The sequence below is a fragment of the Streptomyces sp. MAR4 CNX-425 genome (assembly GCF_048656465.1).
Classification (GTDB): Bacteria; Actinomycetota; Actinomycetes; order Streptomycetales; family Streptomycetaceae; genus Streptomyces.
Map to the genome: position 1 here is coordinate 58,577 of NZ_JBMDLF010000013.1, position 12,702 is coordinate 71,278.

Annotated in this window: 16 protein-coding genes; 10 read left to right on the forward strand and 6 right to left on the reverse strand. The window is 74.5% G+C overall.

Annotation, left to right across the window (positions count from 1 at the left end):
* Positions 1–45: 45 nt before the first annotated feature.
* A complete protein-coding gene (locus ACHZ99_RS29375) occupies positions 46–1,470 on the reverse strand; it encodes an MFS transporter (protein WP_420307839.1) in 1,425 nt (474 codons plus the stop codon).
* A 98-nt stretch (positions 1,471–1,568) separates the two neighbouring features.
* Between ACHZ99_RS29375 and ACHZ99_RS29380 the strand changes: the two genes are divergently transcribed.
* The 7 genes from ACHZ99_RS29380 (at position 1,569) to ACHZ99_RS29410 (ending at position 5,077) form a co-directional block, all read left to right on the forward strand.
* Entirely contained in the window at positions 1,569–2,177 is a 609-nt protein-coding gene (locus ACHZ99_RS29380; protein ID WP_420307840.1) for a TetR/AcrR family transcriptional regulator, read from the forward strand.
* Between the two features lie 109 nt (positions 2,178–2,286).
* Entirely contained in the window at positions 2,287–3,147 is an 861-nt protein-coding gene (locus ACHZ99_RS29385) for a helix-turn-helix domain-containing protein (RefSeq protein WP_420307842.1), read from the forward strand.
* A gap of 13 nt (positions 3,148–3,160) precedes the next feature.
* Positions 3,161–3,352 (forward strand): DUF397 domain-containing protein, encoded by a 192-nt coding sequence (locus ACHZ99_RS29390; RefSeq protein ID WP_420307843.1) that lies wholly within the window; start codon positions 3,161–3,163, stop codon positions 3,350–3,352.
* A 470-nt stretch (positions 3,353–3,822) separates the two neighbouring features.
* Entirely contained in the window at positions 3,823–4,002 is a 180-nt protein-coding gene (locus ACHZ99_RS29395) for a hypothetical protein (RefSeq protein WP_420307844.1), read from the forward strand.
* On the forward strand, positions 3,999–4,304 hold the full coding sequence (locus tag ACHZ99_RS29400; RefSeq protein ID WP_420307845.1) for a hypothetical protein: 306 nt from the start codon (positions 3,999–4,001) through the stop codon (positions 4,302–4,304). The genes ACHZ99_RS29395 and ACHZ99_RS29400 overlap by 4 nt, the downstream gene beginning before the upstream one ends.
* A 108-nt stretch (positions 4,305–4,412) precedes the next feature.
* Positions 4,413–4,676 (forward strand): type II toxin-antitoxin system VapB family antitoxin, encoded by a 264-nt coding sequence (locus ACHZ99_RS29405; RefSeq protein WP_420307846.1) that lies wholly within the window; start codon positions 4,413–4,415, stop codon positions 4,674–4,676.
* Entirely contained in the window at positions 4,673–5,077 is a 405-nt protein-coding gene (locus ACHZ99_RS29410) for a PIN domain nuclease (protein WP_420307847.1), read from the forward strand. Before ACHZ99_RS29405 ends, ACHZ99_RS29410 begins: the two co-directional genes overlap by 4 nt.
* Before the next feature lie 70 nt (positions 5,078–5,147).
* On the opposite strand, the gene ACHZ99_RS29415 is transcribed toward ACHZ99_RS29410, so the two are convergent.
* The 3 genes from ACHZ99_RS29415 to ACHZ99_RS29425 form a co-directional block, all read right to left on the reverse strand.
* Positions 5,148–6,032 carry a phosphatidylinositol-specific phospholipase C/glycerophosphodiester phosphodiesterase family protein gene (locus ACHZ99_RS29415; protein WP_420307848.1) on the reverse strand — a complete coding sequence of 295 codons (885 nt, stop codon included), beginning with the start codon at positions 6,030–6,032 and terminating at the stop codon, positions 5,148–5,150.
* A gap of 121 nt (positions 6,033–6,153) precedes the next feature.
* Positions 6,154–7,815 (reverse strand): acyl-CoA dehydrogenase family protein, encoded by a 1,662-nt coding sequence (locus ACHZ99_RS29420; protein WP_420307849.1) that lies wholly within the window; start codon positions 7,813–7,815, stop codon positions 6,154–6,156.
* Complete coding sequence (locus ACHZ99_RS29425) at positions 7,799–8,467, reverse strand: TetR/AcrR family transcriptional regulator (protein WP_420307850.1); 669 nt, start codon at positions 8,465–8,467, stop codon at positions 7,799–7,801. The genes ACHZ99_RS29420 and ACHZ99_RS29425 overlap by 17 nt, the downstream gene beginning before the upstream one ends.
* A gap of 78 nt (positions 8,468–8,545) precedes the next feature.
* On the opposite strand from ACHZ99_RS29425, the gene ACHZ99_RS29430 reads away from it, so the two are divergent.
* Positions 8,546–8,998, forward strand: coding sequence for a GNAT family N-acetyltransferase (locus ACHZ99_RS29430; RefSeq protein WP_420307851.1), 453 nt, complete (start codon positions 8,546–8,548; stop codon positions 8,996–8,998).
* A 23-nt stretch (positions 8,999–9,021) separates the two neighbouring features.
* Positions 9,022–9,444, forward strand: a complete 423-nt coding sequence (locus tag ACHZ99_RS29435; protein WP_420307852.1) for a VOC family protein — start codon at positions 9,022–9,024, stop codon at positions 9,442–9,444.
* Between the two features lie 16 nt (positions 9,445–9,460).
* On the opposite strand, the gene ACHZ99_RS29440 is transcribed toward ACHZ99_RS29435, so the two are convergent.
* Both ACHZ99_RS29440 and ACHZ99_RS29445 read right to left on the reverse strand, forming a co-directional pair.
* Positions 9,461–9,685, reverse strand: coding sequence for a DUF2277 domain-containing protein (locus tag ACHZ99_RS29440; RefSeq protein WP_420307853.1), 225 nt, complete (start codon positions 9,683–9,685; stop codon positions 9,461–9,463).
* A gap of 59 nt (positions 9,686–9,744) precedes the next feature.
* On the reverse strand, positions 9,745–11,232 hold the full coding sequence (locus ACHZ99_RS29445) for a hypothetical protein (protein WP_420307854.1): 1,488 nt from the start codon (positions 11,230–11,232) through the stop codon (positions 9,745–9,747).
* A 113-nt stretch (positions 11,233–11,345) separates the two neighbouring features.
* On the opposite strand from ACHZ99_RS29445, the gene ACHZ99_RS29450 reads away from it, so the two are divergent.
* Positions 11,346–12,662: a molybdopterin-dependent oxidoreductase gene (locus ACHZ99_RS29450; protein ID WP_420307855.1), complete on the forward strand. Its 1,317-nt coding sequence runs from the start codon at positions 11,346–11,348 to the stop codon at positions 12,660–12,662.
* Positions 12,663–12,702 lie beyond the last annotated feature (40 nt).

The following is a 12,702-nucleotide window of genomic DNA, read 5'->3' on the forward strand; positions in this document are numbered from 1 at the left end:
ACGAGTTGCAAAAAGGTGCCACATGGTACGTACGGCGGTACGAAGCTAGCGCCGCCGGCGCCGCCCGAGCAGCGCGCCCGCGGCCAGCGCCCCGGCGAGCACGAGCGCGGCGTTGACCCCGACCGCGGTCCTCACCCCGTCGAGCACCGCCCGGGGGCCGTGCCCGTCCCCGGCGGCGATGCGGGCGGTGGCGATCGCGCTCATCACCGGGATGCCCAGGGTGATGCCGACCTGCTGGGTCATGGTCGCGAGGCCCGTGGCCAGGCCCTGTTCGGAGTCGGGCAGCCCGGAGGTGGCGGTGACCATGAAGCCGGTGATCATCAGCATGTTGCCGACCCCGCCGGCGAAGGTCGCCGCGAGCAGCAGCCAGATCCAGTCGCCGGAGGTGCCGAGCGCGAGCAGCGCGGCCGTGGCGACGGCCTGCGCCACGCCCCCGTAGACGATCGTCGCGCGGCTGCCGATCCGCCCGATGACGCGCCCGCCGAGGGTGCCGCCGAGGACCGTGCCCAGGCCCAGGACGCCGAAGGTCAGCCCGGTGGCGAGCGGGGTGTAGCCCAGGACCTCCTGGAGGTAGAGGGTGAGCAGGAAGACGAGGGAGGTCTCGGTGAGGAAGGCGACGAGCCCGGCGGCGTTGCCCCACACGACGGTGGGCCGGCGCAGGACACGTACCGGCACCAGCGGATTCCGCGCCCTGCTCTCGATCAGCCAGAAGGCCGTGAGCAGGACGGCGCCGCCGCCGAGCGCGGCGAGGGTGCCCGGCCGGGTCCAGCCGGCCTCGCCGGCCCGGGTCAGCCCGTAGACGACGGCGAGCAGCCCGCCGGTGACGGTGACCGCGCCGGGGAGGTCGAGCCGGGGCCGGGCGGCGGGGCGGGAGTCGGCGATGACGGCGGGCGCGAGGGCGAGCACGGCGGCGGCCACGGGCACGTTGACCAGGAACGCCCAGCGCCAGGAGAGCAGGTCGGTCAGCAGCCCGCCGAGCACGGCGCCCGCGGTGAACCCGGCCGACATCAGCGCCCCGTTGAGCCCGAGCGCCCGCTGCCGCAGCGGGCCCTCCGGGAAGGCGGTGGTGAGCAGGGAGAGCCCGGCGGGGGTGACGGCGGCGGTCGCGAGCCCCTGGAGGACGCGGGCGACGAGCAGCATCCCGGGGGAGGTGACGAGGCCGCCGAGCGCGGAGGAGAGGCCGAGCAGGGCCATGCCGCCGAGGAAGAGCCGCTTGCGGCCGAAGAGGTCGGCGATGCGGCCGAACAGGAGGGTGAACCCGGCCGCGGCGAGCGCGAAGGCGGTGGCGATCCACTGCAGGTGGGCGAGGGGGAAGCCGAGGCCGGCGCCGATGACGGGGAGGGCGACGTTCAGGATGGAGAAGTCCACCGCGACCATGAACTGGGCGCCGAGGAGGAGGGTGAGGACGAGCTTCTGCCGCCCGGTCATGCGGGGGGCGGGGGCGGTGGCCACCTCGTCGAGCACGGACATGGAGGTTCCCTTCGAACGGGCTAACGGGACTCGTGTTCCGTTAAGCTGGAGTCGAAGGTAGCAGAGGATCGTCGACTAATGAAACTGGAGACCCGTTAATGAGTCCGGAGACCGATCCCGGGACCCTCCGCCCCGGCGGCCGTACCGCGCGGGTACGGGCGGCGGTGCTGCGCGCCGCCGGCGACGTCCTCGCCGAACAGGGCTTCGCCCACCTCGACCTCGCCGACGTCGCCCGCCGCGCCGAGGTCGGCAAGACCACCGTCTACCGCCGCTGGGGCTCCGCCACCGGGCTCGTCGCCGACCTGCTCGCCGACATGGCGGAGCAGTCCGTACCGCGCACCGAGACGGGCACGCTCCTCGGCGACCTCCGCGCCAACGCCCACCTCGTCCGGAGCACCCTCGCCGACCCCCGCCAGGGCCCGCTGTTCCGCGCGGTGATCGCGGCCGCCACCTGCGACGAGCGCGCGGCCGCGGCCCTGCACCGCTTCTACGAGGTCCGCGTCGCCGAGTGGGCCCCCTGCGTCGAGCAGGCCGCGGCCCGCGGCGAGGTCCCCGCCGGCACGGACCCCCACGAGGTCGTCCGCGCCGTCTCCGCCCCCCTCTACTACCGCCTGCTGGCCAGCGGCGGCCCCTTGGACGACGCCGCCGCCGACCGCGCCGCGGAGGCGGCGGCGGTGGCGGCGCGCGCGGGGGCGTACGCGGCGTAAGACCGGTGCCGGCCCCACGCGTGGCTCTGCGCCGGGGAGGGCTGGTGCTCAGCGGCTACTAGGCTGCGGGGTGCGCCGGGCCCGGCGCGTCGAGTGGGAGGGCGGGTCGATGGCGGTGAGGAAGCCGCCGACCGAGCGGCAGCGGCGGCTCGGGGCGGAGTTGCGCAGGATGCGCGAGCACGTGGGGCTGTCGCCCGCCGAGGCCGCTGTCATGCACCGCACCGATCGGACCACCGTCAGCAACATCGAGTCCGGCCGATTCGGCGTCAGCCCGGACCGGGTCCGCGTCTGGGCCGCCAACTACTCCTGCTACGACCGCGACTACATCGACGCGCTTGCCGACATGGCCCGGGAGCGGCGCGCCTCGACGGCCTACTGGTGGGATGAGTACCGGGACATGCTCGCGGCGCCGGTTCTCGATCTCGCGGAGCTGGAGTACCACGCGACCGCTCTCAGGACGGCGCAGATCACGCACATGCCCGGCCTGCTGCAACACGCGGACTACGCGCGGGCGGTCTTCGAGGAGGCGGTCCCGCCTCTGGTCCCGGACGACTTCGAGCGCAAGCTCGCCTTCCGGCTCCAGCGGAGCTGTGTGCTCGACCGGGAGCAACGGCCACATTGCTCGTTCATCATCCATGAGGCCGCGCTGCGCATACAGTTCGGCGGGCGCCGGGTGGTCAAGGTCCAACTGAAGCACCTGCTGGAGCAGTCCGAACGGGAGAACGTGTCGATCCGTGTGCTGCCGTTCTCCGTCGGCGGCTTTCCGGCCGCCGCCAGCTCGACGCTGTACGCCTGCGGCCCCGTCCCGCCGCTGGACACCGTGCAGACGGACACCCCGGTAGGATCTTCGTTCCTGCATGCGGAGACTCATCTCGCGAACTATCGTGCGATTCTTGACCGCATGGAGCAGCGCGCGCTCGCCCCGGCGGCGTCGCGTGACCTCATCGACGGGATCGTGCAGCAGATGTGAAGGCGTGGGATACGTGGACGTTGAGTGGCGCAAGTCTTCCTTCTCGGAGCAGCCGGACGGCAACTGTCTGGAGGTCGCCGCCGAGGGGGACGTCATCCTGGTCCGTGAGAGCGATGAGCCGAACATTGTCCTGCGGACGACGCCGGAGAAGCTGCGTGCGTTCCTGGCGGGCGTCAAGGCCGGCGAGTTCGACCACCTGACGTAGTCCGGGCACGGCGACGGTGGGCCGTACGTGCGTTGGGGCTGCCGCGGGGCTCAGCGTACAAAGTGTTGTAAGTTAGCCAGAGTTGACGCTAGCCTGTGGTCTGCCTCACATCGCTGAGGCGCAAGTGGCCCCGGCGGTGTTGAAGGCACCCCGGGGCGTGGCCAACGCCTTCCGCTAAGAGGAGCGTCAGCATGCCCAAGCCTATCCGGCCTGCCCGGAAACGAACACTCACCCGCATCCTCACCAGCCTCCGCCGCCCCGGCCGCGGGCGCCACCGGGCGGGGCATACCCCGCCGCCCGCCGCCCGGCGGATCGCCGTCCGGGCCGTAGCACCGCCCCGGCTCCCGGAACGGCTGCGACCGCAGCCCCACCCCGCGGCGGCGCACCCGGGGCACCGCCCCCGCACCTCCGCGGCGGCCCGCCGCCCTCACCCCTCGGTGCCGGGGGGCCCGGCCCCGTACCACCTCCGGGTGCGTCCCTATGTCCTCGCCCACGAGCAGCGCCCGCGGCGGCAGCAGCAGGCCCGCCGGCTTGCCCTCGCCTTCGCCCTCGACGGCATCGACGTCGGCCCGTCGGTCATCCACGGCCACCGCGTCGGCACCCCCGTAACACCCACCTCCACCCCCACCCCCCTGGAGGCGGCCGCGTGAAGAACCAGCCACCGACCCCGCCCGGCGACGGCAACGTCGTCACCCCCGGGCTGCGCATCAACCGGGTCCCCAACCGGCCTGTCCGCCGCGCCCAGGACGGCAGCCTCACCATCGCCCTCTGGCTCCAGCGCGACGGCCGGTTCAACGCCGACGTACCCCTCCGTCTCAGCGCCGACGAGGCCGAGCTGCTGCACGCGCAACTCTGCTACGCCCTCGACAACGAGCCCGTACCCGAGCTGACCGACCACATCCCCGACTGCCGCCGCACCACCGCCGACCTCCCCCGGGTCCGCTGGCCGTAGCGCTGAGCCTGCCCGCCGTCGCCTGCACGCGGCGGCGGGCGTAGGGCAGCGAGATCGACTCTGCTGTATATACGTGCTAGGGTTCAATATATAAGGAGGGAGGTTGAGGTGACCAAAATTCTCGTCGACATCGACGAAGACGCTCTCGCCGCTGCCCAGCACGTGCTTCGCACCAGGACCAAGAAGGACACCGTCAACCAGGCGTTGACCGAAGTCGTCGCCCGGATCAATCGGGCCCAGGCCCGCACCGACCTCGCCCGGCTCGCCGCTGATGGTGCGATGGACCTCGACCTGCTGCTGGACAAGCAGAACTACCGGCCCGGGCCAGGCGAGAAGCGTGATGATGTCACGCCGAAGCGGGGCGGAGATTGAACTACCTCGCGGACACCTCCGCGCTGGCCCGCCTGATTCCGGACGTGGCGGACACCTACGGCTTCCATCAGGCGATCGACGCGGGTCTGGTCGGCATCTGCGACATCACCGAGCTGGAGTTCCTCTACTCCGCCCGCACCGTGGCCGACCGCGCCTCCATCCTCCACCTGCTTGGTGGCGCGTACGTGTGGGTGTCCGTCCCCGACGGTGTCTATCAGCGGGCCCGGGAGGTACAGCAGATGCTCACCCGGCACAGCGAACACCGTGGCCCCGGCGCTGTTGATCTCCTGGTCGCCGCCGTGGCTGAACTCTCGGGACTGACCCTGCTGCACCGAGACGCCGATTTCGAAACGATCGCCAAGCACACTGGTCAACCCACCAAGGTTCTCCCCGGCTCGTAAGAGCGCCGTGAGCCGGAGTGCCGGGAGGAAATGACCCCGCGCCGCGGTGGCGGCACGGGGTGGCGGGCGGTCAGGAGTCGTGTGCGCGGAGGAACGTGCGCAGGCCCGCCAGGTCGTCGGTGTTGATCCAGTCCACGTTCGCGTCGAGCAGCGTGCGCCACAGGTTGTCGCGGGCCGGGCCCGGGGCGTCGGGCGTGGCCCAGAAGCGGACCGTCTGGTCCTGGCGGTGGGCGGTGTGGACGATGAGGTTCAGCCAGTTGCGCTCGGCCGCCGGCATGGTGCCGTTCCCCTGCCAGGTGAAGCTGGCGTTCCAGTTGCCGCTGATGAGCGGCATGAACGACGCGGGGACACCGGAGTTGATGTCGCCGTGGCGGCCGTCGTAGAAGGCGTAGCGGAGCTTCTCGGCCTCCATCGGCGCGCGGGCGCCGCGGTCGCCGGAGATGACGGCGGTCACGGCGCGGCGGCGGACCCGGCCGTGGGCGGCGGAGCTGAAGATCGAGCCGTAGCCGCGCAGGACCTCGGAGAGCGCGCGGTACGTCGGGTCGCCGGCGGTCTTGAGGTCGATGAGCAGCTGGAGCGACAGCCGGTGGCCGCGGTAGACGCGGCCGCCGTTGGCCTTGACGCGGCGGGCCAGCGGGTCGAGGTAGAGCCGCTGGAGGGTGCGGGCGGGGTCGAGCTGCGAGGCGTCGTGCGCGACGAGGAGCTGGCCGTCGACCAGCCAGATGTCCGACTCGACGCTGGCGAAGCCGTGGTCGAGGGCGTCGAGGAGCGGGCGCTCGTGGAGGTAGTCGTTGTGCGCGTGCGCGCGCCGCAGCGGTGCGGGCCCGCGGCCGTGGCCCCGGCCGTGTTCGCGGTCGGCGGCCCGGGCGTACGAGGGGAGTCCCCCGGCGAGCGCGCCGCCGGCGACGGCGGCGGAGAGCGTGGTGACGGCGCGGCGTCTGGAGTAGGCGGACAACGGTCCCTCCCCTGGTGCGGCGTGCAGGATGGACCGAAGTATTGACGCCGCGGGGCGACTTGCACAGGGTGCCCGCGGTGAACGGGAGTTGAGCCGTACGGTACGGGGCCCGCCCGCCCCCTCAGCGCTCGTCGTACGAGCCGCCCGCCGGGCGCGCCCGCCGGAGGATCGCCGCCGTGTCGACGCCCGGCGGCAGCGTGCCGTACGCCAGCCCGCCGTCGCCGTCGAGGCGCGCGGCGCAGAAGGCGTCCGCCACCGCCGCGTCGCCGTGCCGGTGCAGCAGCGCGCCCTGGAGCACCAGCGCCATCGACTCGACGACCCGGCGCGCCCGGTACTCCGCGGCCGTCATGTCCGCCAGGTCCTTGCGCAGCCGAACGACCGCCGCGTCGAGCCGCGCGTCGGCGCCCGCGGCGGCGTCGACCTCGGCGAAGAACGCCGTCACGGTCTCCGGGCGGCGGGCCATGGCGCGCAGCGCGTCGAGCGCGGCGACGTTGCCGGAGCCCTCCCAGATCGACGGCAGCGGCGCCTCCCGGTACAGCCGCGGCATGCCGGACTCCTCGACGTAGCCGTTGCCGCCCAGGCACTCCAGCGCCTCGGCGGCGTGCGCCGGACCGCGCTTGCACACCCAGTACTTGGTCACGGCGAGGCCGATGCGGCGGAACAGGTCCTCCTGCTCGTCGGCCGCCCCGGTCGCGCCGCGGTCGACGGCGGCGGCCAGCCGCATGCCCGCCACCGTCGCCGCCTCGGCCTCCACGGCGAGGTCGGCGAGGACGTTCGCCATCAGCGGCTGCTCCGCGAGCGGCCTGCCGAACGCCCGCCGGTGGCCGGCGTGGTGGAGGGCCTGCGCGACGCCCAGGCGCATGCCGCCGGCGGTGGCGAGCACGCAGTCGAGGCGCGTCATGTTGACCATCTTGATGATGGTCTTCACGCCCGCGCCCTCCTCGCCGACGAGGTGGCCGACCGCGCCCTCGTACTCGATCTCGGCGGAGGCGTTGGAGCGGTTTCCGAGCTTCTCCTTCAGCCGCATGAGACGGATCGCGTTGCGCGTGCCGTCGGGGAGGACGCGCGGGACGAGGAAGCAGGACAGCCCGCCGGGGGCCTGCGCGAGGGTGAGGAAGACGTCCGACATGGGCGCGGAGGTGAACCACTTGTGGCCGGTCAGCGCGTAGAGCCCGGCGCCGTCGCCGGTGGGGACGGCGCGGGTGGTGTTGGCGCGTACGTCGGAGCCGCCCTGCTTCTCGGTCATCGACATGCCTGCGATGAGACCGGCCTTGGCGGTGGGCGGGCGCAGCCCGAAGTCGTAGTCGGGGGAGGTCAGCAGGGGTTCGTACGCGGCGGCGAGGTCGGGCGCGGTGCGCAGGGCGGGGACGGCGGCGTACGTCATGGAGACGGGGCACAGGTGGCCGGCGTCGGTCTGGCCCCAGACGAAGAGCTTGGCGGCGCGCGCGACGTGCGCGCCGGGGGTGGGCTGCCGCCAGGGCGCGGCGTGCAGGCCGTGGGCGACGGCGGTGCGCATCAGCTCGTGCCAGTGCGGGTGGAAGCCGACCTCGTCGACGCGGTGGCCGTAGCGGTCGTGGGTACGGAGAACGGGCGGCTGCGCCTCCACGCCGTCCGCCCACTCCTGCGCCTCCGCGCCACCGGCCAGCAGCCCCAGCTCGTGCACCTCGGGCTCGGCCCGGCCGGCGCCGTGGGCGCGGAGGGACTCCAGGAGCGCGGGGTAGGCGGCGACGTCGTAGGAGGTCAGGGGCGGGGGCTGGTTGGTGACGTCATGGGTCGTCGGCACGGGGGGCTCCCAGGGCTCGGCGGGTGAAGGCGGCGAGGCGGGCGGGGGTGTGCGGATCGGCGGCGTGGGGGTCGCCGGTGGGCGGCTCGGCGGTGGGCGGCCCGGGGGCGTACGCGGTGGGGGCGCCGGACAGCGGGCCGATCAGCGCCTCCGCGCAGGCCCCGACGAGCCCGGCGGCGGTCAGCCGCGGGTCCTGTGCGGGCAGCCGCCCGGAGGCGGTGCCCTCGGCGACGCGGGCGGCGAGCACGTCGCGGAACGCCCGCCGGAAGACCAGGCGTTCGGCCTCGACGGCGGGGTCGACGGGCTCGGCGAGCAGCGCGTACGCCAGCCGGGGGCGGCGCAGCGCCCGGCGCGCGAACGTCTCCGCGGCGGCGGCGACGCCCTCGGCCGGGTCGGCCGGGCGGCGGGCGGCGGCGGACACGGCGTCGACCTCGGTGGTGACGACGCTGCGGAACAGCTCGACGGCGAGGACGGACTTGCTGGGGAAGTGGCGGTACACGCTGCCGGTGGCGATACGGGCCCGGGCGGCGACGGCGGCGACGGTGCAGCCGGCGTAGCCCTCGTCGGCGAGGAGCGCGCGGGCGGCGTCGAGGAGGTCGCGCCGCCGGTCGTCGAGCCGCGCCTGGACGGCGGGGGTGCGACGGTAGGGCATGGAAGGATTGAAGCAGTGATTCACAGCTTCAGCAAGGGAGCGGGGGCGATGTCAGTGGCGGGTGCCAGACTCGGCGGCATGACGGAGGAGCTGAGGCTGAGGGACGTGGCCGAGGAGGACCTGGAGGTCTTCCTGGCGCACGAGCAGGACCCGGAGAACGTGCGGCGGTCGCACTTCCCGCCCCGCGGGCGGGAGCGCTTCATGACGCACTGGCGGGAGAGCGTCCTCGGGGACCCGACGGGGCTGGTGCGGACCGTGGAGGTCGACGGGCGGCCCGCGGGGAACGTGGTGGCCTGGTGGGACGGCGAGCGGCGGTTCCTGGGCTATGTCTTCGGCCGGGAGTTCTGGGGCCGGGGGATAGGCACGCGGGCCGTGGCCCGGTTCCTGGAGCTGGAGCGGCACCGCCCGCTGTACGCGGACCCGTACGTGGGCAACGTGGGCTCGGTGCGGCTGCTGGAGAAGCTCGGCTTCCGCCGCACGGGCACGGACTGGAACGGGGACGACGAGCACGCGGTGTTCGTCCTGGACTGAGCGGGCCCTAGGCTCGGGCGATCATGCCTGCTCTGCTCGGGATCAACCATCTGACGCTGTCCACCACCGACCTCGACCGGCTCGTGGCGTACTACACCGGGGCACTCGGAGCGACGCTCGCGTTCACGCGCGCCGCCACGGGTGCCGACCCCCGGGTGGCGGTCCTCGACGTCGGCGGGAACGACCACCTGATGCTCGTCGAAACCGGCACCGCACCGGCCACGGACCTCGACCCGCTGAACGGCGCGGGGTGGGGGCTGCGCGTGGAGACGTACGAGCAGCTGTGCGCGCTGCGCGAACGGCTGCTGGACGGGGGGTGGCCGGTCGGCGGGATCGTGACGCTGCCCGCGCAGTGGACGATGACCGCCCGCGACCCGGACGGCCGCCCCGTGGACGTACGGGCGCACCGCCCCCGGCCCGCACCGGGGGAACCGGCCGGCGGCTGACGCCGGCCCGGCGGCGCTACGCGGCGCCCCTGCTCCCGCCGCGGACCACCAGCGAGTCCAGCAGCTCCTGCGTCACCGCGGCGATCTCCTCCACCGCCCTGTCGAACGCCTCGGCGTTGTGCGGCGCGGGGTGGCGGAAGCCGGAGACCTTCCGCACGTACTGCAGGGCCGCCGCCCGCATGTCGTCCTCGGTGACGGTGTCGGCGTACGGGGGGCGCAGGGTCTTGATGCTTCGGCACATGTGTACGACGGTACGCCGCCGCTCCGACAGCCGCGGCCGGCAGCGCGGCGGGGGCAGGATCACCAGCTGGTGTGCAGGAGGTGGTTGACGGCGAGCGCCACCGTGGCCTGCGCGGTGAGCCAGGCGCGGTGGTCGCGGTCCGGGAGGAGGGCGGCGGCCGGGAGCAGCCAGAGCGTGAACGGGAGCCAGATCCGCTCCGTCTCCGCCTTGCTGAGCCCGGAGAGGTCGGCCGCCACGATGCACGCCAGCCCGGCGACGGCCATCGCCGCCACGGCGTACGTGGAGACGGCCCTCCGGCGCTCGGACCAGGCGGTGCGCAGCGCGCGGCGGACGCCCGCCACCGCCGCGGGGCCCGCGCTGACCGCCGCCAGCGCCAGGTTCCCCCAGATCCAGTACGCGTACGGCCGCTCCCCGCCCCAGCCCTGGTAGTAGCGCGTGTGCAGCAGGTCGTAGCCCTCGTACCACCAGAAGCCGGCCGCCGTGAAGGCCACCACGACCGGCAGCGCGCCCAGCACCGCCCACGGCACCGCGCGCAGCACCGCGCTCCGCCCCGCACGCCCGCGCCGGGCCGCGCACCACAGCACCGCCGCGACCGGCAGCACCAGCAGCGCCAGCCCGTACGAGAGGTACAGCGCCCACACCAGCACCAGCCCCGCGCCCGCCGCCGCCACCGCCGGGCGGCGGGCCGTCCGGGTCACCGCCAGCGCCAGCAGCGCCAGGCCCCAGGCGGCCACGGCGGCGAAGTAGGCGTCCGCGGACACCCCCGCCCAGATCGCCCACGGCGCCAGCACCAGGAACGGCGCCGCCCGCCGCGCGCGCTCCTCGCCGCCCAGCGCCCGCAGCGCGACCAGCGCCGCGACCGCCGCCGACGCGCCCAGCGTGATGCAGAAGACCGCGCCCCACGCCCCGCCGCCGAGCCCCACCCGGTCCAGGCCGACGAACGTGAGGATCGCGCCGGGCGGGTGCCCGGCGATGTGCGCGGGCCAGTTGTCCGGGGCCTGCATGAGGATGTGGTCCGTGAACGTGCGGACGGCGTGCCCCAGGTCGTCGAAGCGGTCGACGGTCTCCGGCACGGCGTACTCGTTCTTCTTCACCAGCCGCCCCGCGGTCCCGTCCCGCCAGCCGTCGACCAGCGCCAGGGACCAGATCCACGCCATCCCCGCCACCCACGCCGCGGGCAGGAGCCGGCGCCACGGCAGCCGGTCGGCGAGCGGCGGCCCGTACGCGACGACGGCGGCGGCGACGGCGAACGCCGCGGGGGTGCCGGGCCCGTAGTGCGGCTCCCACGTGGCGATCAGCGGCGGCCAGCGCACGTGCAGGATGCCGTCGTCGTTGATGGCCCGCCCGACGACGGCGGTCACCGTGACGAGCAGGGCGGCGCAGCCGGCGGCGACCAGGTCCCAACGGCGGCCGGCCGGCCGCTCCGGGGGCGGCGGCGGGGCGGCCGCGGCCGCGGCTTCGGAGCCGGTGCCGGGCACGGGCCCGGCACCGGCGGCTGGCTCTGTCTTCGTTCCGGCGCCCGGCGGCCGGGGGGGTGAGGCGGTCACGTCGCCACGCTAGGCAGCGGCGGCGCGCTCGCGGCGGGAGCGCGCGGTGACGTCATGCTTTCGTCAGGAGTCGGTGCGGTGGTACGGGCCTTTGACCGGCATACCGTCGACGCATGTCCGCCGTACGCCCGCCGGCTCCCCCCTCGAACCCCGGCCCCGACGCCGACCCCGACCCCGACCCCGGCCCCGCCGCCGGCCCGGGGCCCGCCCTGCCGCCACCACCCGGCCCGTTCCGCCCCGCCTTCTGGCGCAGCCCGCTGCGCGGCCCGTGGTTCACCGCCCTCCTGGGCACCGTCCTGCTCGTCGGCCTCCCCCTGATGCTGCTGACCGGCCTGCTGTCGTACGCCGCCTACAACCCCGGCCTCCCCGGCAACGACCGCACCGCCACCAAGGGCCTCCTCGGCTTCTACCTCTTCTCCTGGCCGACCGACCCGCACTGGCTCTACCGCCTCAACCAGGGCGTCCACGTCACCCTCGGCGTCGCCCTCGTCCCCGTCCTGCTGGCCAAGCTCTGGTCCGTGCTCCCCCGCCTCTTCGTCTGGCCGCCGCTGGGCTCGGCCCGGCACGCGCTGGAGCGCGGCTCGACGCTGCTGCTCGTCGGCAGCGGGCTCTTCGAGTTCGCCACCGGCATCCTCAACATGCAGCTCTTCTACGTCTTCCCCGGCTCCTTCTACACCCTCCACTTCTACGGCGCGTGGGTGTTTCTCGCCGCCCTCGCCGTCCACCTCGCCACCCGCGTCGGCAAGCTGCGCCGCGGGCTGCGCGACCGCGGCATGGACGAGCTGCGCGCCCCCGACCCCGCGCCGCCGACGATCACCCGGCGCGGCGCCGCCGCGCTGGTCGGCGCCGGTTCGCTGGGGCTGGCCGCGGTCACCGCCGGGCAGAGCATCGGCGGCCCGCTGCGCCGCACCGCGCTCCTCGCGCCGCACGGCGGCGGCAACCCGGGCGACGGACCGAACGGCTTCCAGGTCAACAAGACCGCCGCGTCCGCCGGCGTCGAACCGGCCGACATCGGCGAGCGCTGGCGCCTGGTCGTCCGCGCCGGAAACGGCCGCCGCGCGGTGTTCAGCCGGGCGGAGCTGCTGGAACTGCCGCAGCACACGGCCTCGCTGCCGATCGCGTGCGTCGAGGGCTGGTCGACGGACGACCAGCTGTGGCGCGGGGTGCGCCTCGCGGACCTCGCCGCGCTGGTGGAGGCGGGGGAGGAGGACGGGGTGTTTGCCGAGTCGGCGCAGCCGAAGGGCGCGTTCCGGGCGGCGTCGCTGCGGGCCAACCAGGTACGGGACCCGCGGTCGTTGCTGGCGCTGCACGTCAACGGCGCGGTGCTGTCGCGGGATCACGGATATCCGGCGCGGGTCATAGTCCCGGCCAACCCGGGGGTGCACAACACGAAGTGGGTGACGAGGCTGACGTTCGGGGAGCTGCCGTGAGCACGGGCCGCCCTCCGGGCGGGGCACACGGTGAGCACGG

Excerpts from the sequence above, each read along its gene's own strand:
- ACHZ99_RS29385 (WP_420307842.1), top strand. The coding sequence starts at position 2,287 with ATGGCGGTGAGGAAGCCGCCGACCGAGCGGCAGCGGCGGCTCGGGGCG.
- ACHZ99_RS29440 (WP_420307853.1), bottom strand. The coding sequence starts at position 9,685 with ATGTGCCGAAGCATCAAGACCCTGCGCCCCCCGTACGCCGACACCGTC.
- ACHZ99_RS29450 (WP_420307855.1), top strand. The coding sequence starts at position 11,346 with ATGTCCGCCGTACGCCCGCCGGCTCCCCCCTCGAACCCCGGCCCCGAC.
- ACHZ99_RS29425 (WP_420307850.1), bottom strand. The coding sequence starts at position 8,467 with ATGCCCTACCGTCGCACCCCCGCCGTCCAGGCGCGGCTCGACGACCGG.
- ACHZ99_RS29380 (WP_420307840.1), top strand. The coding sequence starts at position 1,569 with ATGAGTCCGGAGACCGATCCCGGGACCCTCCGCCCCGGCGGCCGTACC.
- ACHZ99_RS29435 (WP_420307852.1), top strand. The coding sequence starts at position 9,022 with ATGCCTGCTCTGCTCGGGATCAACCATCTGACGCTGTCCACCACCGAC.
- ACHZ99_RS29430 (WP_420307851.1), top strand. The coding sequence starts at position 8,546 with ATGACGGAGGAGCTGAGGCTGAGGGACGTGGCCGAGGAGGACCTGGAG.
- ACHZ99_RS29375 (WP_420307839.1), bottom strand. The coding sequence starts at position 1,470 with ATGTCCGTGCTCGACGAGGTGGCCACCGCCCCCGCCCCCCGCATGACC.